Below are 24,943 nucleotides of genomic sequence, written 5' to 3'. Positions count from 1 at the left end.
AAAAGCCAGCACCCCTTTCATTGTCATTTTTCTATTATCAATGAATCAGCCCTGGCGGGTATAGGTGGGATCGGTAAAACTACTTTATCAGTGAAAGTTGCACAAAGCGTGCAAGACTGCTTTGAGTTTGCCATCTGGCGCAGTCTCCGCGACGCTCGATCGCTGAATGCATTATTGACAGTGCTGATCAAATTTATTTCCCAACAGCAGGAAGTTCACTTACCAGATACAGTAGGTGGTAAAATTTCACGATTGATTGAATACTTGCAGGCTTTGCGTTGTTTACTCATTCTCGATAATTTTGAAACAATCTTCAGCAGCAACCAAGAAATTGATTGAATCTTACCGAGGAAATCCACTCACGCTAAAGATTGCCGCAACTTCAATTTTAGATTTATTGAATGGTAGCATTGCGGATTTTCTCCAGCAAGGAACGATTGTTTTTAATGGAATTTGCAATTTATTAGCGCGGCAAATTCAACGGCTATCACCTTTAGAAGCACAAATTATGTACTGGCTAGCGATTAATCGCGAACCCGTTTCAGCCGCACAGTTGCAAGCAGATATTGTGCCTGCGGTATCGCGATCGCAGATTGTCGAAACTTTAGAATCATTAAATTGGCGAGCGCTTATCGAAATAAATACCGCAGGATTCACGCAACAACCTGTTGTCATGGAATACATGATCGATCAACTGATTAAACAGGTTTGTACAGAAATTACAACAGGTACAATTCAATTTTTCAATCGTTACGCGCTGATGAAAGCGACAGCCAAAGACTACTCCGAGACAGCCAAATTCGCGTCATTGTAGCGCCAATTTTAGCCAACTTACACGCCCAGTTTCAAGCTTCCGCCGCAATTGAACAGCAATTAAAACGTACGAACCGAATTTACTACTTTAGGGTACGGCGGCGGTAACACAATTAATCTGTTACGTCAGTTGCATGTTGATTTTAGCGATTATGACTTTTCTGGTTTAACGATTTGGCAAACATATCTTGCGGGAGTGAACTTGCATCGAGTTAATTTTGCAAATGCTCATTTTGCCTAATCAACTTTTACCGTAGCTTTAGTTAATACCCTCTGGGTCGAATTTAGTCATAATGCTAAACTCATTGTGACGAGTAATGCTAATGGTAGTGTTCGCGTGTGGAATGCCGCAGACGGTCAATACCTACGTAACTACGAAGGACATATTGGTTAGGTGTGGATAGAGACTTTTAGCCCCGATGGTATAATGCTTGCCAGTTGCGGCGAAGATGGCAAAACTCTCGCGAGTGGCAGTCATAACGAAACAATTCGGCTGTGGGATGTTACAAAGGTAACGTGTTTATGTACTATGCGATCGCCTCATTCTTACTAAGCGACGAACATCACGAATATTCAGAGTTAAACTCGCGCCAATACTGCATCACTCAAGCGCCTTGAAGTTATCGAAACCTAAAAGAGTCAAGGCTTCAATTAAATGCGATCACCTCCAACGCTGCATAATCGCATTTACTTATACTCCTGTTTAACACCGCTGATCACACTTTTGCTTGCTGAGTTCTTCACATTTTGTTACAAAGGTAGGAAGACGTTCCGTAAAGCTTAAAACGTTATGTTGTTCGGCGGACTTAGTGGTTTAACCAATCCCACTGGCACTGACTGGGGAGAGCGGATGCTCAACACAGTTGCCAGCCAAACGATTCGCCATTTGTTCACCCGTAGCGAATCGGTAGAAGTCGCTGTCCGCTGTTATCCCTCTAGTAAATTGTTGCAAGGTAGTATTGACAGCTTCAAAATGAGCGGTCGCGGTTTAGTGATTCGTAAAGACTTTTATGTCGAAGAAATGTCGTTTGAAACTGATGCGGTGGCGATTGACTTTAGCTCGGTTCTCGGCGGTAAACTCACGCTCAAACAACCTACACAAGCGGTTGCGCAAGTTACCTTAACTGAAGATGGCATTAATAATGCTTTCAATGCTGAACTTGTCAAAAAACGCCTTCAAAATCTTTCTCTAGCAGGCTTAGCCGATATTTCCGGTGGTGAGTCAATTTCTTTCAGCGATGTTCAAGTCCAACTGTTACCAGAAAACGAAGTCAAAATTGCTGCTAAAGCAGATATCAGTAACGGCGAACTCGTACTAATTAGCCTAAAAGCAACTTTAGCAGTAGAACGACGCCGACGTGTCACTTTTCAAAACCCCCAATTTGAAGCTCAAGACATTCCCGAAGCGCAACGCGAGCTTTCGCAAACTTTAACTAATGCTCTGGCAGAAATTTTGAATAACATGGTTGACCTAGATCGCTTTGACTTAGATGGCGTTATGATGCGGATCAACCGTTTAGAAACTCAAGGTCAAAAACTCATCTTCAGCGGCTACGCCCAAATTGATCGCATTCCTGGGAATGCCTAGTTGAGTTGCCTTGAGTTATTACTGAGGCAGTACTTTGAGTTTATCTTAGTTGCACTTCCTCGATTAGGTCGTTGTGGAGCGATCTTAAGAATAAAATAACTGGATCGAGTTATCAATTATGATGCTAGTTTGAGATGCCACCCACAACGATATTCCTGCTATTGCCATTCATATCTAGTAGATACTTGGCAAACAACCTATCGAGGGATTGTGTCAGCCGAGCATTTGGTGAACCTGTCATATGAGCGCAGAGCAAACGCTTGGTATGATATCTTCAGCCAAGCCTCAAACGGCGGTAACTTTACTTATGTTGCTGAGAATGAATCTGGCGAGATTGTCGGCTTTGCCAATGGAGGAGCAGAGCGTACAGGCGATCCAATATACAAGGGTGAATTGACTGCCATTTACATTCGACAAAGCTATCAGCGAAAAGAAATTGGAAAGTATTTAGTACAAGCTGTTGCGCAAAGGTTGCGGCGCTCAGGCATTAAATCAATGTTAGTGTGGGTTCTCGCCGATAATCCCGCGTGCCAATTTTGTGCTGTACTTGGAGGAAAACAAGTCCGCGAACAAGAGCTTGAAATTGGCGAAAAATCGCTGATCGAGGTAGCTTATCCCTCTTTTGTCACATTGGCGATAGTAAAATTCAGATGTCTTGCTGCATTTAGGTTTCGCCCTTTTGCCAAATTTGATTTACCAAAATAGGAAAGTCATGCTACATCAGCATTTTAGAATTCGCTCCAGCAGGAGTGACACAAGAGGGATATGGTTGGATAGATACGGCAAATCTGACAAACATAGTTATTGGGTAGTTATCGTTAGACAAAGTACTTTTAAATTGTTGATAGAGCGATCGCACAAAGTAAACCTCTTGCCTTCTTTATGGGAACTTTGTTTGTCCCGCAGGCACGATCGACGGCTGAAGTGCCTCATCCCTTGGCCACAGCGTTTTTGAAAGCAGTTGCAGTCAATACACACTATGACTTACTGTGTACACAAATATTTGGTATCTAGCAAAGTCCCTGGCGAACCGCCCCCCAACCCACGCCAGTTCCTACCAAGACTCATAACCGGTAGCGCCGCTGGGTGCGAAAGTCGGGGACTTGCTTGAGTGTATCAATCAAGTAAGTGGGCGGCATGCTCAAAAAGCCAGCACCCCTCTCATTGTCATTTTTCTATTATCAATGAATCAGCCCTGGGAGATGCGAGGGGGATTTAGGGAAGAAATTCCCACGCCATTGCTGGGTTAACCGGTCGTGGCTAGACCGACTGATTTTGGATCGACTAATTTAAGCGTGTTTTGCAACAGATCCTGCCCTTCAGGAAGTTGGCCTGTGCGGAGCCAGTGCTGAAGTTCAGCCGGAGGTTTAACCTGTTCTAAGGGCGATCGCAATGCTTCGCCCTCCAAAATTTCGGTTTGCAGTAGCGTCTGGGCAGTTTCTTCAAGCAGTTCCCGGTTTGTTTGCAAGACCGATAGAGCGACATGGTGAGCGCCATCGACAATTTCTTTCACCTCATGGTCGATTTCCTCTGCTACCTTGGGGCTGACTGAGCGGCGCGGGTTCGGATAGCCTTCCAAAAATTGCTGCTGAATTTTTTCAAACGCCACCGGGCCTAATTTATCGCTCATGCCGTACAGGGTTACGGCACGCTCCGCCAGATCGGTCGCTTTCTGAATATCATCACTTGCCCCTGTAGAAACTTCGCCGAAGATGAGTTCTTCCGCCGATCGCCCACCCAGCAAGGTCGCAATTCGTCCTCGCAATTCACTCTCGACCATTAAAAACCGATCTTCTTCCGGCAATTGCAGCGTATAGCCCAAAGCCCCTACGCCTCGCGGCACGATCGAGATTTTCTCAACTTTTCCTGCCCCTGGCATCAATGCCCCAACCAAGGCATGCCCCACTTCATGGTAGGCAACGGTCTTTTTCTCTAGATCATTGAGGACGCGCGATCGCTTTTCTAAGCCAGCCACCACTCGCTCGATTGCCTCATTAAAATCGGCCATCGTCACGGCATCCCGGTTTTGGCGGGCGGCGAGTAGGGCGGCCTCATTCACCAAGTTGGCCAAGTCGGCTCCGACAAATCCCGGCGTGCGGGCAGCAATTTTGTCTAGATCCACATCAGCAGCCAGCTTGACCCGTCGGGCATGAACCTCCAGAATGGCTTTGCGTCCGATCTTATCGGGGCGATCAACCGCAATCTGACGATCAAAACGACCGGGACGACGCAGGGCAGGGTCCAGCACCTCTGGGCGGTTGGTTGCCGCCAGGATGATGACCCCTGTATTGGCATCGAAGCCATCCATTTCAGTTAGTAGTTGATTGAGGGTTTGTTCGCGCTCATCGTTGCCGCCCACAAACGGGCCGCCCGCCGCCCGTGATTTACCAAGGGCATCGAGTTCATCAATAAATACAATACAGGGAGCCTGTTGCTTCGCTTGCTCAAATAAGTCGCGCACCCGTGCAGCCCCAACCCCAACAAACAATTCAATAAACTCGGAACCAGAAATGCTAAAGAAAGGAACACCGGCTTCTCCAGCGATCGCTTTTGCCAGCAGGGTTTTACCCGTTCCGGGTGGACCCACTAATAACACGCCCTTAGGAATTTTGGCACCCAGACGGGTATAGCGATCAGCGTGCTTAAGAAAATCCACAATCTCCTGTAGTTCTGCCTTCGCTTCATCGATCCCGGCCACATCTGCAAAGGTAACCCCCGTATCCCCCTCTGAGTAAATTCGGGCTTTGCTTTTACCCACCGTCAGTGCCGCTGGTCCTCCCTGAGCGCGAGTAAACAACCATGCCCAAATGCCGAAGAAGATCAGTGGCGGTAAAAACCAACTTAAGAGGGTGCCGATCCAACCCGTGTTGCTGGGCGGCGGAGCCGCAAATTCCACATTATGCTCTCGCAAAATCTTGGGCAAGTCCAAATCAATTGCCACTGGCGTTGTGGCAAAAACACGTGGCGATCCGGCTTCGCCGGGTTTGGGCTTTAACTGATACTCAATCCGATTCGGAGTAACAATCGCCCGTTCCACTTGTCCGGCTTCGACCTGCTCAACAAATTCGCTGTAAGGAACTTCCGGTAGTCGCGGACCCAAGTTGGGGAAGATCAGTAAGTTTAGCAAAAACAGGGTGACTAGAAAAATCAATAAGCTGCCACCCACATCTTTGGGGTTGGGTTGCTTTCGCGATCGTTGAGTTTCAGTTTCCACTGGCATAAGCACAACTTCCTTTCACAATCCTCAGTTCGGAAAACCCTCAAAGGTTCAGAAGGTTCTGGACGGGAAACGCTACTTCTGTGAAGAACCTACTGAAGATTAAATCCTGCATATTTACTGATTAGAGTAGAACATTCAAATCTGTGGAAAAAATGAGTACCGCGATCAAAACGATCATCCAACCAGATCGTTAGATTGTTGAGAGCATTCCTCAGAAAGTCCTCAGATTTAGTTGTCAACTTATTGGGTGTAGGTACGGTGTCAGTCTGAAGACCCTTGTTTGACAGCACCAGGCGTACATTGCGTAATTAGATTGCGTATTTGGAGGACGAATATCCTATGGCAACGATTAGTTTGAATGTTTCCACGGTCAAACCGCTGGGTGATCGCCTGTTCATTAAAGTAGCTCAGGCGGAGGAGAAAACATCTGGCGGAATTTTGCTACCTGATACCGCCAAAGAAAAGCCTCAGGTCGGTGAAGTAGTGCAAATTGGACCGGGTAAGCGTGATGAATCAGGAAATCGCATCCCAATGGAGGTCAGCATTGGAGACAAAGTTCTCTATTCCAAATATGCCGGCACAGACGTTAAGTTAGGCAGCGAAGATTACGTTTTACTGTCAGAAAAAGACGTGCTTGCCATTGTTGCCTAGAGACCTCTGCTCATTAAAATGAGCAAAAAAATCTGCTTTAGTTTCTGTTAGTTTCTGTCAAGTTCGGCTTCGTCGGCTGGATTCCTGTCAAACGTTCTACGCTCATGATCTCAATCATCTCAGGGAGGTAATTATCTATGGCCAAAACCATTTTGTACAACGATGTCGCTCGTCGCAGTCTTGAAAAAGGGATTGATGCGCTGGCAGAAGCAGTGGCTGTCACCCTTGGTCCCAAGGGGCGCAATGTGGTGTTGGAGAAGAAATACGGCGCACCACAAATTGTCAATGATGGTGTGACGATCGCCAAAGAAATTGAGCTAGAAGATCACGTAGAAAACACCGGAGTGTCTCTCCTGCGGCAAGCGGCATCGAAAACGAACGATATTGCGGGAGATGGAACGACCACTGCAACCGTACTCGCCCATGCCATGGTTCGAGAGGGATTGCGTAACGTGGCAGCCGGCGCAAATCCGCTGACACTGAAACGCGGTATTGATAAAGCCACCCACTTTATCGTTGACCGAATTCAAGAACATGCCCGTCAGATTGATGACTCAAAATCAATCGCCCAAGTCGCCACAATTTCTGCGGGCAACGATGCTGAAGTTGGGCAGATGATTGCCGAGGCGATGGAGAAAGTCGGCAAAGAAGGTGTGATTTCCCTAGAAGAAGGGAAGTCCATGCAGACGGAACTGGAAGTCACAGAAGGGATGCGCTTTGATAAGGGCTATATTTCCCCTTATTTCGTGACCGATGCAGAACGCATGGAAGCGGTTCTGGAAGAACCCTATATCCTAATTACTGACAGAAAGATTACCCTAGTGCAAGATTTGGTGCCAATCCTGGAGCAAATGGCACGAGCAGCCAAGCCACTCCTGATCATTGCCGAAGACATTGAAAAAGAAGCGTTGGCAACCCTGGTCGTGAACAACATGCGTGGCGTATTGCGAGTCTGTGCCGTCAAAGCACCAGGATTTGGCGATCGCCGTAAAGCTATGCTGGAAGATATTGCTGTTCTTACCAACGGTCAGGTAATCAGCGAAGATACGGGCTTGAAGTTGGAAAATGTCAAGCTGGAAATGCTTGGTAAAGCGCGTCGTGTCACCATCACCAAAGATGACACCACGATCGTGGCTGAAGGCAATGAAAAAGCCGTCAAAGCCCGCTGCGAACAAATTCGTCGCCAGATGGAAGAAACCGACTCATCCTACGACAAAGAAAAACTGCAAGAACGATTGGCGAAGCTCGCGGGTGGTGTTGCTGTCATCAAAGTGGGAGCCGCGACGGAAACTGAATTGAAAGACCGTAAACTCCGACTGGAAGATGCCATTAACTCGACCAAAGCTGCCGTGGAAGAAGGAATTGTGCCTGGTGGTGGCACCACCTTTGCTCACCTAGCTCCTCAACTGGAAGAATGGGCAAAGAACAATCTTCAAGATGAACAATTAACGGGTGCAATGATTGTGGCACGTGCCCTCTATGCGCCCCTGCGTCGGATTGCAGATAACGCCGGCGCGAATGGTGCGGTAATTGCTGAACGAGTGCGAGGGCTGCCCTTTGACGAAGGCTATGATGCCGCTACAGACACGTTTGTGAATATGTTTGAGGCTGGCATCGTTGACCCAGCGAAAGTTGCTCGTAGTGCCCTGCAAAACGCTGCATCGGTAGCGGGAATGGTGCTGACAACCGAGTGTATCGTTGTTGATAAACCAGAACCAAAGGAGAAAACCCCCGCAGGCGCCGGAGCAGGCGGCGGTGACTTTGACTACTAAGGTAACGGCTGAAACTGACACTTACCATTGAGGAGGGAATATTGGTTTCTCTCTTCAGTGGTATTTGTTAGTCAGGTAACTGAAGTTAATCAAGCACTTTCCATGTTTTTACTTGCTGCCAAATCAGCCGCCGCTAGCCAACGCCAAGCTGAAATTGTTGAAGTCATTTTACGCAATGGCTGGAATTACTTCCGCAGTCGCATTATCAAAGATGCCCAACCAGAACAACCCGCTTTACCACTGCCGCACGTTCTCAGGCAAATTCTCATTGAGTTAGGTCCGACCTTTGTTAAGCTCGGGCAGTTGCTGAGTACTCGCCCAGATTTACTAAGTCCAGAATATATTTCAGTCTTAGAAACCCTGCAAAACAATGTTCCAGCTTTACCCTGGAGTGAAATAGAACCAGTTTTACAAAACGACTTTGGAGAATCATTTCAATCTGAATTTCTCACCATTGAACCCGTAGCGATCGCGGCTGGTTCTCTGGCACAGGTGCATCGGGGGATTCTGAAAAATCGTCAAACTGTTGCCATTAAAATTCAACGTCCTGGTATTCGAGAAATTGTCGAGCGGGACTTGGAGGTTCTAGAATCTCTTGCTAACTGGTTTAGTCGAGATAAATTTGGACAAGCTTACGACTTACCTGGCTTAGCAGAAGAATTTCGATACAGTCTTTTGGGCGAACTTGATTTTTATCGAGAAGCTCGCAATACGGAACAACTCTGTCAAAATCTAAGAAATAGCCGTTTCTGGAAACCTGGACAAGTCGTTGTTCCCAAAGTGTATTGGAATTGGACAACAGATCGCATTCTGACGTTGGAATGGATTGAAGGGATCAAGCTGAATCAGGTTGATCTCCCCGAACCCCGCAAAAAGCGACTGGCAACCTTAGCGGTTCAGGTGGTGATGCAACAAATCTATCTGGATCGATTTTTTCATGCCGATCCGCATCCTGGTAATTTTTTATACATCGGTGATGAAACTCAAGACCGATTAGCCTTACTCGATTGTGGCATGGTTGCCATGATCGACCCCCGCACACAAAGTATTCTCACCGATCTGCTCATTGGCATTGTGTACGAGCGACCCAAAATTGTCACTCAGGCCATTCGAGAGTTGGGGTTTACCCGCTTAGAGGTAGACTTACGCGCAATTGAGTCTGCCTTTGACCGCTTGCTGAGGAGATTTTATACTCGGCCTTTAACAGAAATTAACCTGGCTGAGTTACTCAATGAAGCACTGAAGGTGCCACGAGAAAATAATATTCAAATGCCAGGAACGATTGGGTTATTCGTGAAAACGATCGCCAATGTGGAGGGAATCGCCCGCCAACTCGATCCCCTATTTCCCTTTGTAGAAGTCGCGCGTCCTGTTGTGGAACAGGCAATTCGTCTGCGCCTATTTGGAACTGAGCTATGGCAGGATGCTGTGCAGTCGAGTCTTTATTTATCCCGGTTAACTACCCAGTTTCCGCAGCGGTTTGAAGTGTTACTCGATCGCCTGGAGCGCTCAGAATTAGGAATCAATCTAGGTTGGCGACTGGAGCAAGAATTTCTGCACACGCAACAACAAGGGATGAACCGTTTGAGTTTAGCTATCCTGTCGATGGGTTCGCTGGTTTCTGGCGCAATTCTACAGCAATTATTGGGACACGATCCCTTATCTCCTCCTTTGATTGAAATTGTTAGTCAAGGCTTACTCTTATCTGGCATTGGGCTGATGAGTTGGGTCATTATCGCTCTTTTGCGTCCCTTTTGATTGCTTTTATTCTATGTACTCAAAACAATGTTTTTTTGATGAGAGCCAAAATACTATCTATTACATACTGCACTGCCAATGCCGCGAGTAAAATTCCCAACACTCTGGAAACGACATTAATCCCCGTCCGTCCAAGCCACCGAGTCAGGGTTTGGGCGATCGCCAAGGAACCATAAAGCAGCAACAATACGAACATGGCGATAGCTAAAACGATCGCCGTACCAAAGGGATAGATTGCCGCTTCCCCCTGCAAGACTAAAATGCTGGCTAGGGTCCCAGGCCCGGCTATTAAAGGAGTCCCCAAGGGAAAAATACTAATGTCTGTCCGGGTTTGGGCTTCCGATTCTTCTGCCTTAGTTTCTCGCTGCTGCTGGGCAAACACCATATCAACTGCAATTTTCAGTAACAAAATTCCAGCAGCTACCTGAAAAGCCTCAACACTAATGCCTAGATAACGTAGCAAGTTATTCCCAAACAATGCAAAAACTAATAAAATTCCTCCTGCGACTAAAACCGCCTGACGAATGATTCGCATTTGCACTTTAGGCGCATACTCGCCAGCCAGGGTCAGAAAAATGGGCACTAACCCAATCGGGTCGAGAACGACGAAGAGGGTGAGGAATGCCCGCAGAATAAAAGAGGTCATGGGAAAGATAATGAAGCATCAAGAATTGGCAGGTGTCAACGCCGTCGCCAGAACTTCCTCCGCCGCACTCACGGGTACAAACTGAAGCTGATGGCGCACTTCTTCTGGCACATCTTCTAGATCCGGTTTGTTCCGCTGGGGGAGAATCACTGTCTTAATCCCTGCTCGATAGGCGGCTAATACTTTTTCCCGAATTCCCCCCACTGGTAGCACTTTGCCCCGCAGCGTGATTTCTCCCGTCATGGCCACATCATTACGAACCAAGCGACCAGAGGCAACAGAGGCGATCGCCGTCACCATCGTCACCCCCGCTGAGGGTCCATCCTTGGGTGTCGCCCCAGCTGGCACATGCACATGCACGATTTTGCCCATAAATACCTTGGGATCAATCCCCAATTTTTCCGCATTAGACCGCACATAGGACAGGGCTGCCTGAGCAGACTCACGCATCACATCCCCCAGCATCCCGGTTAACACCAACTGTTCGGCACGTCCAGGCATCATGGTCGCTTCCACAAATAACACATCGCCGCCAGCAGGAGTCCAGGCTAAACCCGTGGCAATACCGGGGCGATCAATCCGTTCCACCACTTCATCAAGAAACCGGGGGCGACGCAGATAATCAGGAAGTTGCTCGGCTTCGACGGTAGTGGCTGTCACTTTTCCTTCCGCAATTTGGCGAGCCACTTTGCGCACCACCGCACCAATTTCTCGCTCCAGGCTGCGCACCCCTGCTTCACGGGTATATTCCCGAATAATCCGCTGGAGTGCCGCATCGGTAATTGCCAGTTCCTCTGGCTTGAGTCCATTTGTCCGTAGCTGTTTGGGCAGCAGATAGCGACGAGCAATGTGCAACTTCTCCATTTCGGTATAGCCGGAGAGACTTAAAACCTCCATGCGATCGAGTAAGGGAGAGGGGATGGTTTCGACAGTGTTGGCTGTGCAGATAAACAATACCCTGGATAAATCAAAAGGAACCCCCAAATAGGTGTCTACGAAGGTATGATTTTGGGCTGGATCGAGGACTTCCAGCAGGGCTGCTGCTGGATCGCCCTGAAAACTTCTGCCCAGTTTATCCACTTCATCCAGCATAAACACTGGATCAGCCGTTTCGGCTCGTCGCAGAGCTTGAATTAAGCGCCCTGGTAACGCCCCAATGTAGGTACGACGATGACCGCGAATCTCGGCTTCATCACTCACTCCGCCTAAACTAATGCGGACAAACTTGCGTCCCATTGCCCGGGCGATCGACTGTCCCAGGGAAGTTTTACCCACGCCGGGTGGCCCCACAAAACACAAAATCGGTTCGCGGCGAATATCTTCTAGCACCGGTTCTGGAGGCTTTTGGGAAGCTAGTGCCTCTTCTGGAGCCTTTTCCTGGACAGAGGATTGCTCTTCCAGAACAGCAGCGCGTTCACTCTTGAGCTTTTTGACCGCCAGATATTCCAGAATCCGGTCTTTGACCTTCTCCAGATCATAGTGATCTTCATCTAATACTTGGTGCGCATATCCCAGGTCGATCGCCTCCCCCGTGGTCGTGTTCCAGGGTAAACTTACCATCCAGTCGAGATAGGTACGAATCATGCCATATTCGGGTGAAATGGCGGGCAGTCGTTCCAGGCGTGACAATTCGCGGAATGCCTCTTTACGGGCTTCTTCGGGGAGCTGGGCTGCTTCCAGTTGGTTGCGTAGTTCTTGAATTTCTGCTTGTTCTGCGTTTTCTTCACCCAGTTCACGCTGAATTGATTTCAATTGCTCCCGAAGAATGTATTCCCGTTGAGATTTAGAAATTTTTTCCTGGGCATCCGAGCTAATTTGCTGCTGTAACTCCCGTACGGCTAATTCTTGTTGGACAATCTCAATCAGTCGCTGGAGTTTATTTTCCACTGCATCTAACTCCAGGATTTCTTGCCGCACGGGAGTTTCCATCGGGGTCATTGCCGCGACTAGGTAAGCAAACAGGCGAGGATCGCCAATGTTCTCACCAGCGGCGGCTAATTCGTTAGGAATATCCTCCGTCAGGGGCACCAGTTTGCTAAACAACTCACCCAGCGTGCGGCGCAGCGCTTCCAGTTCCGTACTCGCTGTCACCTGCTCGGTCGATTGTTCTACCCGCGCGACCAGAAAGGGTTCGGTTTGCAGAAATTCCAGGATGCGAATGCGCTCCAGTCCCTGAACGACGAGTTGGAGGGTGCCATCCGGTAAACGCAACAGTCGGTGAATAATGGCGGCTGTCCCCATACGGTAAATATCATCCGGACCTGCTGGACGGGCCTCTGGGTGCCGCTGCGCCACCAGTGCCACTAGCCGATTAGTACGCATGACTTCATCTACAAGCTTGACTGATCGCTCTTGCCCGACGACTATGGGAGCTACCGCCATGGGAACAACAACGGTATTGATCAAAGGTAATACAGGTAAGGCATCGGGAATTTTGGCAATATTTTGGGCGTCTGTTTCGGGACTCCGATCAGTACTGATAGAATCAATGTTCATAATCATACCTCCATTTTAAGTATAATTACATATAAAAATCCTCGGTCGTAACGAGCTTGGATGCGATCGCGCTCAATTCGCTGCTGGATGGGAACTTCCAGTCGAAAAGCACCATAGTGAATGTTAACAGCGTGGTACAGTCCCTCCCCTTCAAAGCTCTCCCAGGGGCGCACACCTTGAATTATCAGGGCATTTTCGTAGAGGGAAATTTCAAAGTCTTCTTCCACCATGCCCGCCACTTCAACTTTCACAATTAGGGCGGTGGGCGTTTCATAGAGGTCGGCGGCGGGTTGCCACTGTGGATAGGCAAAGCTTGCCTGAAGTTGACCTTCCCAAACGGTGGACTGGGAAGGCGAAGTTATGCCAGAAAAAACACCCGTATATCGGTAGCTAAATCGACGGTAGCGCATAAATTTGATGGTTTCAATGATGATTTTGATAGATAATTGTCTTTTTCCTGGAACTGGCAATCACCAGAGATGTACTTAAGCTTCAACAATAGGCATTTTGCAATAAAATTTTGACTCCTTAGAATGACAATTTAGTGTTTATCGTGGTGCGAATTTGCGATCAGGTTTTACAAACTTGATTTAACTCGATAATCCCACCCCATCTTCAATCCAAATGGCAACCGTGCCGCCATCAGCCAGGAAATCAGCCCAACCAAATTCATCAGTGTAGAGTTCTTCGGCTTTACTGCCATACATTTCGTAGCGATCGCGCACAACCAGGAAGCCATCTGGCGTTGCTTTAATGGTTGCCAGGTGATAGAAACGTTTGCTCGAACGTCCCGTATTCATACGAATTGCCTCCACACGGTTGTATGCATTATTGATGACAACAGCCATAGCCCCCTTTGCGCCAGGAACAAACCCCAATCTTACCCAGCCTGCAACGTTGGGATTGGCGTAATATTGTTCTTCACCTAGAGCAAACTGCTTTCTCAGTTGCAGGAGGAGATCGAGATAGCTATTCCCTGAGAGTTGAGCGCGATGCCACTGCCTTTCTGCCTCATACCAATTGCCTGAACCATAATAATCGGGGAAGAAAATACAAGGATACCCCTGCCGCCGTAGCAAAATGTAGGCATAGGCTAACGGCTTAAACCACTCCTCGACATGAGATTCATAGAAACGACCATACTCATAATCATGATTCTCAACAAAAGTAACCGCCAGTGCTGGTTGTTCAGCCATCAAGGTGCTGCTGTTGAGGTTTCTCAAATCATAGGCTTGCCCCTGACGACTGGCATCACCAAACTTGAATCGCAGGGGAAAGTCAAATAAACAAAGTCGTTGGGGATAGTCACCTTCTGATGTAACCCGTTTAATATAAGCATGGAGGGCATTAAGATCCCCAGAGAGATATTCTGCAACAGCAAATAAGTTTCTACCAGTAGACCAGCGAACGTGCCCTAGCCATTCGCGGATGAAGTCGGCATTAATGTGTTTCACTGCGTCCAGCCGCACGCCATCCACATCAAGCTCCTGAACGAGCCAAGACCCCCAGTATTTCATTTCCTCCCGCACATCATAGCGCCCATAATCCAGATCGCAGCCTGCTAAATAATCGTAATTCCCTTTTTCTAGGGATACCCATTGGGCAAAAGATTTGACTTGGGGAATATAATTTTCCTCGTTAAACAAGTAGCGATAAATATATTTGCCAGACGGTTCAAAAAATTCCCAGTCCCCTTGGCGAATTTTTGCGGCGGCATCCACACTATCAAAATGGCGAGAATACCATTTGAAGCTAGAGTACTTATTTTGCCGATCTGGGTATTCAAACTTTGTGTACCCTTGAATTTCAATTAGACCGCTTTCGTAGCCATCCCACCAACGCTCTATGTTGCGATTATCTTTCTCAACTCGAATTGCCTGCCAATAGTCATCCTGAGCACCTCCCATTTTGTGATTGAGAACCACATCGGCATAAACTTGAATTCGCTGATTTGTGCCATCACTGTGTAGTGCTTCGATGGCTGCTAGTAAATCTTGTTTGCTGCCATATTTAGTTTCTGGATTCGGATCGGGATCGCCAGAGATGGGAAATTCGCCAAGCTCAAAGTGAGCATAGACATCATAGCCAACGCTATTTGTGCGATTGAAAGCTGGCTTGTAGGCTGGTGGAATCCAAATTGCATCAATGCCAATAGATCTATAATGAGGAGCTTCATCTCTGAGAAACTGCCAAAGCTTTCTCCCCTGGCTACCGGGAAAACTATTTTCCTGGAGAAACCAGTGAAAGCCCTGCAACATGACACCATTTAGCTCAGAAGACACTTGGTTTTCCTCCGTATGCCAGGCGTGTCAAGTCATTTTCCCTCATGTTCATGATAGTGACCTCAATTAAGATCATTAAGATCATTTTCAGGGCAAAATTTGATTGATTCCATTCAATCTAAAAGTGGAAAATGCCAACCACCATCGAGTGGAGTCAGGCGATCGGCAAGGGGAGGTCCCCATGTGCCGGGTTCATACTCATAAACTGGCGATTTTCTGGTCAAAATAGGCTCCACAATTCGCCACTGGGCTTCTATTTCCTCCTGATGGGCAAACAGCATGGGTTCTCCTTTAATTGCATCTCCTAAGAGGCGCTCGTAGGGTTGCATTTCACTCGCAGGTTCAACCTGAGCAACCAGTCCTACTTCATTACCAACCATTCCCTCACCGGGTGCTTTAGAGCGAACTCCGATCGCGGTTAACATATTAGGACTGAGACGAAAGTAAAAATAGTTCGCCAATCCAAACGCCCGTTCACCAAACACATCTTGAGGAGGACGCTTGAGCCTGAGTAACACTTCTGTTGCAGAAATCGGTAGACATTTCCCCGCGCGCAGGTAAATTGGCACCCCTGCCCATCGCCAGGTTTCGAGTTCGAGCTTGATCGCTGCAAACGTTTCTACTTTAGAGTCAGGGGCAACATCAGTCTCCTGGCGATAGCCACGATATTGCCCCCGAACAACATCGAACGGATCAATTGGACGAATTGCTTTTAAGATACGTGCTTTTTCTTTGCGAATTGCATCACTATCCTCGGTGAGTGGTGGCTCCATAATGAGGCATGCAAGCACTTGAAGCAGATGATTTTGGATGACGTCTCGAATGGCGCCTGTTTCTTCATAAAACTTGCCGCGCCCCTGAATATCGAGAGTTTCAGCCATTGTTATTTGAATGCTAGAAACATGGGTACGGTTCCAGATGGGTTCTAATAGGGAGTTGGCAAAGCGCATATAAAGCAGATTCTGAACTGGCTCTTTGCCAAGATAATGGTCAATCCGAAAGATTTGTTCTTCTGAGAACAGCGTGTGGAGAATTTGATTCAGGTGGCGTGCAGATGCAAGATCGCGTCCAAAGGGTTTTTCTACAATGACACGCCCATTTTGAGAACAATTGACCTGCTTTAATCCAGCTACGACGGTGCTAAACAGGCTGGGCGGAATCGCTAAGTAAAATAAGGGACTCTTTGAGTTTTCTAGGACATGACAAAGCTTTTCATAAGTCGCGCGATCGCCATAATCTCCTGAAATGTAGCAAAGTAATGAACACAGCTTCTTAAAGGCAGCTTCATCCACCCCTTCCCGTTCCTCCAGGCTGCTGTGAATATGGCTTTGTAATTGCTCAATGCTCCAGTCACGCCTTGCTACCCCAATCACCGGAATATCCAGGTGTCCCTGCTGAATCATTGCCTGCAACGCTGGAAAGATTTTCTTGTAGGCTAAATCACCTGTGATTCCAAACAAGACAAGTGCATCAGACGGTGTGGCTACGATCATTTACCTCCAGAACCAGAACGGTAGGTTTCCACATGTCCACCAAACTCATAGCGCAAAGCAGAGAGCAGCTTATCTGCAAAGTCGGCTTGACCCCGTGAGCTAAATCGCGAGTAGAGGGCTGAACTCAAAACAGGCGCCGGAACGCCTTCTTCAACAGCAGCAATCAGCGTCCATCGTCCTTCTCCAGAGTCAGACACATGACCATCGAAGTCGTTTAATTGGGGATCTTTGAGCAGGGCAGTTGCCGTTAAATCGAGTAACCAGGAGCTAATCACACTGCCTCTACGCCACACCTCTGCGATATCGGCAAGATTAAAGTCGTAGTGGTAAAACTCTGGATTTCGCAAAGGCGTTGTTTCTGCATCCACAGCGTGCGCCTGTTTACCAATATTGGCGTAGTGCAGAATATTTAGCCCTTCAGCATAGGCTGCCATAATGCCGTATTCAATGCCGTTATGCACCATTTTGACAAAATGCCCAGCACCGTGAGAGCCACAGTGCAGATAGCCTTGCTCCACCGTTCCGACCCTTGTTACACGACCCGGTGTGCGTGTTGCGGCGGCAACCCCAGGAGCCAAGGCCGCAAAGATGGGATGCAATCGGTTTACTGTGGCTACCTTGCCACCAATCATTAAACAATAGCCGCGTTCCGCTCCCCAAATGCCGCCGCTGGTGCCGCAATCCACGTATTCAATGCCTTTGACTTTTAACTGAGCTGCGCGACGTATGTCATCAACGTAGTAGGAGTTGCCGCCATCAATTACAATATCGTCTGCATCGAGCAAAGGTACTAGTTCATGCAATGTAGCATCTACTGTTGCGGCTGGCAACATCAGCCAGAAGGTACGGGGTTTGGCAAGCGCATTCACTAAATTAGAGAAAGCAGTCACGCCACGGGCGATCGCTCCTTCCTTTACTAATGCCTCTGCTTTTTCAGGTTGGCGAGTGTAGCCAATAACTGTATGTCCAGCTTGTGTTAGCCGACGTGCCATGCTAGCACCCATCCGCCCTAGTCCGATTAATCCGAGTTCCATAACAAAAATCTCATCCATCGACTTTTTGCATTTAGACTTTCCATAGAATCGACAGAATTCCTCCTATCATTGCGCTAAGAGTGTAGATAATAGTCAAAAGCCAAAAGATTTGCGAGTAACGCCATCCAGTTTGATGGAAACGGTCGATCAGATGGGACAGGCTAATATCGAGTAAAAAAACGTTCATCCAACTGAGGGCGATCGCCACTGCCCATCCATAGATGCCACTATCCGTCAGGGCACCAACCAGAATCCAGGTAGCACTAAACGTCAGCGAGAGTAAGCCAGCCCAAACTGGAAACCCCGCTAGCCAACAGCCACGCACTCCTGCGGTTGCAATCATCAACAAAATCGCGCTGATTGGAGAATGATTAGTGACCGTGAACCAGCCCAAGCCGCCGAAAATAAGGATCAGCAAACTCAATTCTAAAAAGCCACTGATCTGGGAACGGAGCGAAGAAGAGAATGATAACGCTGAGCGATTATCACCTTGAAGCGAGTCTGAAATTTTGCTGATCATGATCCTGTAGCTCCTTGCGAACTTCTCTGGGAAGAGTCATGCAATCAATCTGATTTCAACGCACGTAATAGATCATCCCGTGTAATAATCCCAACCAGTGCGCCCGCTTCATCCACAACAGGTAGACGATTTACTCGTTTCTCTAGCATTAAATCAGCCGCTTGGGAGATAGGAGCATCTGGGGCGATCGTGATTGGGTTAGGTGTCATCACATCCTGAACTAAAATCCCTAAACTCTTTTTCAACTGCTGCACAAAATGATCAAGCGGTTCGAGATAAATAATTCCACCTAAAAACGAGAGATACAATGGCAAGCGAACAGGACGCTCTCTGAATAACAAATCTGCTTCTGAAACGACGCCAACCACCTTACCTGTTTCATCGACTACAGGAAGTCCACTGATGTGGTTTTCCTCAAGACATTGCAAAACCGTTTCAACAGAATCTATCGGCTTTACAGTCACCGGGTCGGTCGTCATCAAATCCTTAACCTGGCGCGTTTCAGTCAGCATCGTTGCATTTCATCCAAACTGGGCTATTTAAGCTTAAGCCGAAAATCTGAGGGAAATCTGAGGTGAATGAGTGTTGTCTTGTCTGTTAACGTGTGGGCGACTTACCAATCAGTTTTGACGTTGATAGATTTGCTGCCACAACTGATCTTTAAGGAAAGTCTGTGCCGCTTCAATATCTGCCTGTACTTCCGCAACGCTTCGTTGTTGCAGCATGGCGATTTCCTCCACCTCCCATCCTTCTAAGAGGTAAAGCATCAATGCCCGACGTTGCAGCTTGGGCAATTTCGATAATTGGGCAAACAACCACCGCTCTTTCTCATCAAGGCTGTAGGCATCCCAGGGTTCTTCAACTTCGTGTTGGGGAAGGATGTCTTCTAAAGTCAAAGATTCCAAATCGCCCCAAAATGGCTCATTGTCTAGAATCCAGCCACTTTCTACTCGAAACCGTGGATCATCTTCTGGAATTTCAGTCTCTAAAGAAATGGCAGGAATTGCCTTAGTTTCTCGCTCATCGATGATTTCATGCATTAGTCCACCGATCCATTGATCGAGGGGTTGCTGAGGTGGGCGTTGCTCAAAGCGTTCCCAGGCGCGGAGGATCGCTTCATCGAGTAGATCGGATACCGTCATTTCATCAGGGGAAACCTTGCCTTCTAGCTGAGCAAAAACTAATTCCCGACGGGCATGATTTCGCAAGTTGCGTAGTACAGGACGTAATAAATCAAAGAAGAATTCTCGGCGTTGTTGGCGAATATCTTGTTTCAACCATTCCAGGGCATTGGCAAAGTCTGTTTGCTGCTGTTGTTTTTTCCGGTGGGTGCGATCGCGCCGCAACTTATCTTTATGGCGACGAATTTCTTTTGCCAGAATATCGACAGCTTCATCGATCGCAGCTTGATACACGTCCTGTCGAGTTTTGGATTGAGCCACAAGCACCTGAGTCGGCAACATTAATACTGCTCTTGCTTGATAGCCGTCAGGATTGCGATCGACCATCAATCTTAAATGCCGTTGCTCCTCTGGAAATGTTTGCAAGAGTCGAGCAATTCGAGGCTGTTTTCGGCTCCAGTAGTCGCGAATTCCTTCTTTGACCGTATCGGGACAATTGTGAAAAATCAGATGCTGTACCATCAGTTCCTCCCGTGTATTGCAACAGTAAATAGTTGCTTTTTATACTTAAAACCCGAAGATTGGATGCCACTAGTGTTCGACAACTTCAAATCCTCTATCCCTATTACTGCAACTTTTACCAGGGAAACCTGTAGAAAAAATGAGACGTTTGTAGATTGTGCAACTTCAGCTTGACGAATTGACGGTGATGGGTTCCTGCGGAGAAATCATTGCCAGTGCAGCTTGTGTCATCACTAAGTTTCCTGCTAACTCCACCTGCTTACGTTCGATGACTCCCACCACTGTACGGGGGTTATCTTTATCAACTACTGGTAAGAGATATATCCCTCTAGCTCCCATACGCTCTAGTGCTGCGGCAATGGATTCATCCTCATAGGTATAGAGAACTTCTGTAGTGCAGATTTCTGCAAGCGTTTGCTGAAAGGGATTTTGATCAGTTGATTGAGATGCCTTATCGATAGACTGAGAGCGTTCAGCGACAACTTGGGTGATTTTTCGCCGAATGTCGGCGAGGGTGACCACTCCAACTAATTGTCCTGTATTATTAAGAACTAAAGCTGTATGGCATTTGTTTTGTAACATCGTTTGTCCTGCCTGAATTAATGGCATCGATGCAGGTAAGGCAAAATAATCTCGATTCATGAGGGCAGAAACAGCTACATCTCCCAGAAGCTCTATCTCATCCTGGTTTTGCAGATTTACCCCCATTTGGGGTAGATCTAATTCTCGATTTGAGGAATTATACTGCATCAAATCAACTACCCAAACACTGATCCCCACTGCCGCCATCAGTGGCAAGACAATCAGGTAATTGCGGGTCATCTCAAACAGCAACAGAATCGCAGTCAGTGGTGCTCTCACACTTCCAGCTAAAACAGCAGCCGTTCCCACTAGGGCATAGGCTGGAGGAGGTGCGATTTCGGCATGGGGCCAGATTGTAAGCAGGAAATTGCCATAAGCACTCCCCAAGCAAGCTCCCAGAAGCATGGCAGGCGCGAAGATTCCCCCTACCAAACCACTGCCTAAACTAATTGCCGTGGCGATTAATTTGACAATTAGTAAGACACAGAGAAATTGTAGAGAAAATTGCTCTCCTTGAAGAATTAACTCTAGCACATCATAGCCGACACCAAGAATTTGTGGCAGCTTGAGTGCCAGAAGTCCGACAATTATTCCTCCTAGCAGTGGTTGTGTAATAGCAGGTAATTTACCTATCCCTATTTGGTTCGTCCATTCACCTTGAAAACATGCCTGGGCAAATCGAATTGATCGCGTATAGATGATTGAAACTAAACTTGCTAGTATCCCTAAGCCAAAATAGTTCAACCATTCCCAGTAGTTCATTAATTGATAAGTTGGCAAATCAAAGGCAGGATGTGCTTCCAAAAAGCTTTGAGCAATTAAGGCAGAAATAACCGCTGACAGCAAAATTAAACTGGCAGCAGGGGTAGCAAATCGGGTTCCCAAAATGACCTCGATCGCAAAGAAGACTCCAGCAATGGGTGCATTAAATCCGGCAGCAAATCCAGCAGCAGCCCCCGCTCCTAGCAATAAACGATAGCGTTCTCGCGAAACTTGAAAGGTTTGTCCTAGTAATACACCTACACTAGAGCCAATTTCTACACTCGGTCCTTCTGGTCCTAAGGATGCTCCTGTTCCCAAAGATACAGCAGCAGCCAGCATTTTCACGAAGGGGCGCAACGGAGAAAACAGTTGGACTCTGGTATTACTCAACAGTGCTGCTAGGTCTTGTCCTAATAGGGTTGGAAACGACCAACGCAAGATACCAATCAGCAAGCCGCCCAAGGCAGGAATAGTAGCGAGTGTCCAAGTTCCCCATTTTAATAAGTAACTGAGTACCTGCACAAATGCCAAAGTTTGCACTAAGTAAATTAAGTTTTGAAATAAAACAATTGCTAAGCCTGCTCCTCCACCAATAATCAATGCAGAGAAGATTACCAAGACTTCTGGCGAGGGCTGCAAGCGATTCAGCAGGCTGGTGAGGCGATCGCTCAGCGAAGGGATTTTCGCTCCTAAGGACGGCAGTATTCTAGGTGGCGGAGTTGTCGCAGTCATTGAGTGGGGCTTGAATAAGGTGAATTGGTGCAACATGAGTGCCGATGAAAATCTGGGAGGAAGTTGCTAGACGTGTGAACTGCGCACGCAGGTCACACTAAACTTTTCAATTCGATCTTCATCGTTTGCTTAGATTATTAATTTAATTTCTAGAAGTTGTTAGTTCAACAAAAGCCTATGTCGGACACTACCGCCTCCAGTACCATGAGCGCGACTCCAAAGCCCAACTTACCTCAGCGCGCGATCGGACTATGGATTGTTACCGTCTGGATTGCTGCTGTGGGGATAACGAATTTGTTATCTGCCGTCACGCCAGGTGTATCTGAACGAATGGAGTGGCTAAGAGCAATTTTTCCCTTTGAGGTCAGTGCAGGCGGTAATTTATTTGCAGCACTCAGTGGTTTTTTTCTACTCAGCTTGGCGACAAATCTGCTGCGACGAAAGCGTTTAGCTTGGTGGCTTGCGGTTTTCCTATTAGGTATTTCTTTGTCCTCTCATCTTGTGAAAGGATTGGACTATGAGGAGGGATTACTGTCTTTGGGGCTGTTTGTCTTGTTGTTGCAGATGCGGCACCAATTTACAGCCCAATCTGATCGCCCATCGATCGCCCAGGGGGTACGGGTCTTAATCGGTGCATTATTGTTCACCCTAGCCTACGGTACGGCCGGCTTCTTTCTACTCGGTCAAGAATTTAGTACACGCTTCAATCTATGGCAGGCGATCGGACAAACTTTGGCGATGTTCTTCACGCTGGCTCAAGCTGGATTGGAACCAACGACGCGATTCGGGCGATTTTTTGCCACATCCATCTATCTGGTGGGAGCGAGTACATTGTCCTATGCGTTGTGGATGTTGTGGCGACCCGTGATATTGAGGGGAATACCTGCTACGGATGAAGAACGTCAACGGGTAAAAGCAATCGTACAACGTTACGGGCGCTCATCTCTGGCTCATTTAACGCTCTTAAGCGACAAGTCTTACTACTTTAGTCCTTCAGGAGAAAGCGTGATTGCTTATGTTCCGAAAGGACGAGGTGCTGTTGCTTTAGGCGATCCGATTGGTCCAGAAACAGACGTGACGCCAGCGATCGCAGGATTTGTACGATTTTGTCATCGCAACGATTGGCATCCTGCTTTCTATCAAACCCATCCTGATTACTTAGATCAGTATCACCGCCTGGGATTCAAGTCTGTCAAAATTGGTGAAGAGGCGATCGTAGATTTACAAAGATTTACGCTCCAAGGCAAAGCCGGACGAAATTTGCGGAATGCTGTCAATCGCCTGACAAAATTAGGACATCACGTCGATTTTCATACTCCGCCGCTGACAGACGCGCTACTCAACGAGTTGCGATCAGTGAGCGATGAATGGTTAAAAATGCAGCAGGGTTCCGAGAAGCGGTTTTCATTAGGATGGTTTGATGAAGTCTATCTTCGGGAATGTGAAGTTGCAGTCGTCCGAACACCAACCGGACAAATCAGTGCCTTTGCCAATGTCATTCCGGAATACCAGCTGAATGAAATCACGATTGATTTAATGCGGCGGCGATCAATCGTGGAACACGGCACTATGGAGTTTCTCTTTATTTCCTTGTTTCAGCACTTTAAAGAACAAGGGTATGACCGTTTTAATTTGGGCTTATCTGCCCTAGCGGGTGTGGGAGAAAATCCCTTTTCTCCTAAGTTAGAAAAAGCACTGCGTTACCTCTACGAGCACTTGACTCGGTTTTACAACTTTCGAGGGTTGCATGAATTCAAAGAGAAATTTCATCCCTATTGGGAACCCCGCTATTTTATATATCCAGGGGTGACTGCTTTACCGGAGGTGGTAGTGGCGCTGATTCGGGCTGATTCGGGCGATCGCCTGCTGGATTATTTCAGACCGGGTGCTTAATGAGAACTTAAGTTAGCCAACGGCGACTCTGTCTATTTGCAATTCTATTGCCAGAATTTGCAAAACGGTCAGCGCTGGGGGAATTCGCAAAAACACCATTGCCAGAAACGGCACAATCTCTGGAATGTTGGATGCCAGGATATAGGTCATAAATTTGCGAATATTCTGATAAATGGCGCGTCCCTGTTCGACGATCGCCATCACGATGGTAGCAAAGTTGTCATCTAACAAGACAATATCAGCCGCTTCTCGGGACACATCGGTTCCAATGAACCCGCAGAGATTCAATCCACTTTTGATCGCAGCCACCAACAGAGCCGCTTCGGTGGGATCGCCAATTTCTTGCCACTGACTAGAATCGAGTGGATGCACTAAATAGGCTTTAGAACACAGCGCCGACCCTGCCAGCAAATAGCGGACAAAGGAGGACGGAAAGGGAAGCAGTATTTATACCATGACTCTTCAATTGCGTCCTGTCCGTGTTGAAGGCTTTAGCCCCAGTGTGGTTGTGCAAGCTCCCTGGGAAGTTATGATTGCATGGTGAGCGATCGCCACTCTTCAAGCAGTGCTGGTGAAACATTAAGCGTAATGCTGGACTGGCTAAGGCTGGGAACCTCCAACCGCAGTGGCACCGCAGGGTTTAATTGCATCAAAATTGGCTGTAAATCATACTGAGCGACGTTCGGTTCTGGATGGGCAGAATCCGTAAAGATTTGCTGCGATACATCATTGGCTGTCCATGTTTTTCCGAGCGAATTGATCAATTTAAGCGGACGAGTGTGATCCACTTCTACAACACCAGGAAAAGCAACCAGGCGCAAATAAATAGTTGCTGTACCCTCTGGTCGTACTCGCTTAAAGGCGATCGCCTGCCAAATATTTCCCCATTGATCTTTCAGCGTTTGGCGAGACTGATACACCATTTGTCCAGGGGCTTCTTCCAGTTGGCGAATGGCAGCATGAACTGGATGAATCATAATTCCTACATTCAGACTCAATGCGAAAATCGCAGGGACAAGGATGAATAGAATCAACTGGCGGAGTGCAATCATTTTCAT

21 protein-coding genes and 1 pseudogene are annotated in these 24,943 nt (G+C 47.5%); 9 read left to right on the top strand and 13 right to left on the bottom strand.

What is annotated here, in order from left to right; all coding sequences use genetic code 11:
- The 5 genes from NIES1031_RS10820 to NIES1031_RS10800 form a co-directional block, all read left to right on the top strand.
- The coding region (locus NIES1031_RS10820; RefSeq protein ID WP_143167752.1) for an NB-ARC domain-containing protein at positions 1–339 on the top strand (339 nt) is incomplete at its 5' end.
- A complete protein-coding gene (locus NIES1031_RS10815) occupies positions 302–814 on the top strand; it encodes a hypothetical protein (protein WP_178378106.1) in 513 nt (170 codons plus the stop codon). The genes NIES1031_RS10820 and NIES1031_RS10815, both read left to right, overlap by 38 nt.
- Positions 815–1,207: 393 nt before the next feature.
- The gene (locus NIES1031_RS23765) at positions 1,208–1,366 is read left to right on the top strand and encodes a hypothetical protein (protein WP_143167751.1); all 159 of its coding nucleotides are present in this window, start codon (positions 1,208–1,210) and stop codon (positions 1,364–1,366) included.
- Positions 1,367–1,603: 237 nt separating this feature from the next.
- Entirely contained in the window at positions 1,604–2,401 is a 798-nt protein-coding gene (locus NIES1031_RS10805) for an LmeA family phospholipid-binding protein (protein ID WP_084544309.1), read from the top strand.
- A 210-nt stretch (positions 2,402–2,611) separates the two neighbouring features.
- Positions 2,612–3,106: a GNAT family N-acetyltransferase gene (locus NIES1031_RS10800; protein WP_073549386.1), complete on the top strand. Its 495-nt coding sequence runs from the start codon at positions 2,612–2,614 to the stop codon at positions 3,104–3,106.
- A gap of 541 nt (positions 3,107–3,647) precedes the next feature.
- Here NIES1031_RS10800 and ftsH read toward each other — a convergent pair.
- Positions 3,648–5,621: an ATP-dependent zinc metalloprotease FtsH gene (gene ftsH / locus NIES1031_RS10795; RefSeq protein WP_073549385.1), complete on the bottom strand. Its 1,974-nt coding sequence runs from the start codon at positions 5,619–5,621 to the stop codon at positions 3,648–3,650.
- A 339-nt stretch (positions 5,622–5,960) separates the two neighbouring features.
- On the opposite strand from ftsH, the gene groES reads away from it, so the two are divergent.
- From groES to NIES1031_RS10780, 3 genes are all read left to right on the top strand, one after another.
- Positions 5,961–6,272, top strand: a complete 312-nt coding sequence (gene groES / locus NIES1031_RS10790) for a co-chaperone GroES (protein WP_073549384.1) — start codon at positions 5,961–5,963, stop codon at positions 6,270–6,272.
- A 137-nt stretch (positions 6,273–6,409) separates the two neighbouring features.
- On the top strand, positions 6,410–8,044 hold the full coding sequence (groL, locus tag NIES1031_RS10785; protein ID WP_073549383.1) for a chaperonin GroEL: 1,635 nt from the start codon (positions 6,410–6,412) through the stop codon (positions 8,042–8,044).
- Between the two features lie 57 nt (positions 8,045–8,101).
- Positions 8,102–9,802, top strand: a complete 1,701-nt coding sequence (locus tag NIES1031_RS10780; protein WP_218596749.1) for an ABC1 kinase family protein — start codon at positions 8,102–8,104, stop codon at positions 9,800–9,802.
- Between the two features lie 19 nt (positions 9,803–9,821).
- Here NIES1031_RS10780 and NIES1031_RS10775 read toward each other — a convergent pair whose 3' ends face one another.
- The 10 genes and pseudogenes from NIES1031_RS10775 to NIES1031_RS10730 form a co-directional block, all read right to left on the bottom strand.
- A complete protein-coding gene (locus tag NIES1031_RS10775) occupies positions 9,822–10,448 on the bottom strand; it encodes a MarC family protein (protein WP_073549381.1) in 627 nt (208 codons plus the stop codon).
- Between the two features lie 18 nt (positions 10,449–10,466).
- Complete coding sequence (gene lon, locus NIES1031_RS10770; protein WP_073549415.1) at positions 10,467–12,944, bottom strand: endopeptidase La; 2,478 nt, start codon at positions 12,942–12,944, stop codon at positions 10,467–10,469.
- 2 nt (positions 12,945–12,946) lie between these two features.
- A complete protein-coding gene (locus NIES1031_RS10765) occupies positions 12,947–13,414 on the bottom strand; it encodes an Hsp20/alpha crystallin family protein (protein ID WP_073549380.1) in 468 nt (155 codons plus the stop codon).
- A gap of 120 nt (positions 13,415–13,534) precedes the next feature.
- On the bottom strand, positions 13,535–15,226 hold the full coding sequence (locus NIES1031_RS10760) for an alpha-amylase (RefSeq protein WP_143167750.1): 1,692 nt from the start codon (positions 15,224–15,226) through the stop codon (positions 13,535–13,537).
- Positions 15,227–15,339: 113 nt separating this feature from the next.
- Positions 15,340–16,719, bottom strand: coding sequence for a glucose-6-phosphate dehydrogenase (gene zwf, locus NIES1031_RS10755; RefSeq protein ID WP_218596748.1), 1,380 nt, complete (start codon positions 16,717–16,719; stop codon positions 15,340–15,342).
- Positions 16,716–17,774 (bottom strand): annotated as a pseudogene (gene gnd, locus NIES1031_RS10750) (phosphogluconate dehydrogenase (NAD(+)-dependent, decarboxylating)); the annotation flags it as partial. The gene zwf and the pseudogene gnd, both read right to left, overlap by 4 nt.
- Positions 17,775–17,784: 10 nt before the next feature.
- A complete protein-coding gene (locus tag NIES1031_RS10745) occupies positions 17,785–18,171 on the bottom strand; it encodes a hypothetical protein (RefSeq protein WP_218596747.1) in 387 nt (128 codons plus the stop codon).
- Between the two features lie 146 nt (positions 18,172–18,317).
- Positions 18,318–18,752: a CBS domain-containing protein gene (locus tag NIES1031_RS10740; protein WP_218596746.1), complete on the bottom strand. Its 435-nt coding sequence runs from the start codon at positions 18,750–18,752 to the stop codon at positions 18,318–18,320.
- 141 nt (positions 18,753–18,893) lie between these two features.
- The gene (locus NIES1031_RS10735; protein ID WP_073549375.1) at positions 18,894–19,916 is read right to left on the bottom strand and encodes an HPF/RaiA family ribosome-associated protein; all 1,023 of its coding nucleotides are present in this window, start codon (positions 19,914–19,916) and stop codon (positions 18,894–18,896) included.
- A gap of 165 nt (positions 19,917–20,081) precedes the next feature.
- On the bottom strand, positions 20,082–21,992 hold the full coding sequence (locus NIES1031_RS10730) for a chloride channel protein (protein ID WP_073549374.1): 1,911 nt from the start codon (positions 21,990–21,992) through the stop codon (positions 20,082–20,084).
- 204 nt (positions 21,993–22,196) lie between these two features.
- On the opposite strand from NIES1031_RS10730, the gene NIES1031_RS10725 reads away from it, so the two are divergent.
- Complete coding sequence (locus NIES1031_RS10725; protein WP_073549373.1) at positions 22,197–23,885, top strand: phosphatidylglycerol lysyltransferase domain-containing protein; 1,689 nt, start codon at positions 22,197–22,199, stop codon at positions 23,883–23,885.
- Positions 23,886–23,897: 12 nt separating this feature from the next.
- Here the strand turns inward: NIES1031_RS10725 and NIES1031_RS26350 are convergent, their stop codons facing one another.
- On the bottom strand, positions 23,898–24,257 hold the full coding sequence (locus NIES1031_RS26350; protein ID WP_236738801.1) for a hypothetical protein: 360 nt from the start codon (positions 24,255–24,257) through the stop codon (positions 23,898–23,900).
- 155 nt (positions 24,258–24,412) lie between these two features.
- Entirely contained in the window at positions 24,413–24,943 is a 531-nt protein-coding gene (locus tag NIES1031_RS10715) for a DUF3122 domain-containing protein (RefSeq protein WP_073549372.1), read from the bottom strand.

Source organism: Chroogloeocystis siderophila 5.2 s.c.1 (assembly GCF_001904655.1).
Taxonomy (GTDB): domain Bacteria; phylum Cyanobacteriota; class Cyanobacteriia; order Cyanobacteriales; family Chroococcidiopsidaceae; genus Chroogloeocystis; species Chroogloeocystis siderophila.
This window is presented reverse-complemented; position numbering and strand designations above follow the sequence as displayed.

Bases quoted from the DNA above. Each gene is read 5' to 3' on its own strand.
- NIES1031_RS10805 (WP_084544309.1), top strand. From the start codon at position 1,604: ATGTTGTTCGGCGGACTTAGTGGTTTAACCAATCCCACTGGCACTGAC.
- groES (WP_073549384.1), top strand. From the start codon at position 5,961: ATGGCAACGATTAGTTTGAATGTTTCCACGGTCAAACCGCTGGGTGAT.
- NIES1031_RS10725 (WP_073549373.1), top strand. From the start codon at position 22,197: ATGAGCGCGACTCCAAAGCCCAACTTACCTCAGCGCGCGATCGGACTA.
- NIES1031_RS10730 (WP_073549374.1), bottom strand. From the start codon at position 21,992: ATGACTGCGACAACTCCGCCACCTAGAATACTGCCGTCCTTAGGAGCG.
- NIES1031_RS10735 (WP_073549375.1), bottom strand. From the start codon at position 19,916: ATGGTACAGCATCTGATTTTTCACAATTGTCCCGATACGGTCAAAGAA.
- NIES1031_RS10740 (WP_218596746.1), bottom strand. From the start codon at position 18,752: ATGACGACCGACCCGGTGACTGTAAAGCCGATAGATTCTGTTGAAACG.
- zwf (WP_218596748.1), bottom strand. From the start codon at position 16,719: ATGATCGTAGCCACACCGTCTGATGCACTTGTCTTGTTTGGAATCACA.
- lon (WP_073549415.1), bottom strand. From the start codon at position 12,944: ATGAACATTGATTCTATCAGTACTGATCGGAGTCCCGAAACAGACGCC.
- groL (WP_073549383.1), top strand. From the start codon at position 6,410: ATGGCCAAAACCATTTTGTACAACGATGTCGCTCGTCGCAGTCTTGAA.
- NIES1031_RS10715 (WP_073549372.1), bottom strand. From the start codon at position 24,943: ATGAAAATGATTGCACTCCGCCAGTTGATTCTATTCATCCTTGTCCCT.
- ftsH (WP_073549385.1), bottom strand. From the start codon at position 5,621: ATGCCAGTGGAAACTGAAACTCAACGATCGCGAAAGCAACCCAACCCC.
- NIES1031_RS10775 (WP_073549381.1), bottom strand. From the start codon at position 10,448: ATGACCTCTTTTATTCTGCGGGCATTCCTCACCCTCTTCGTCGTTCTC.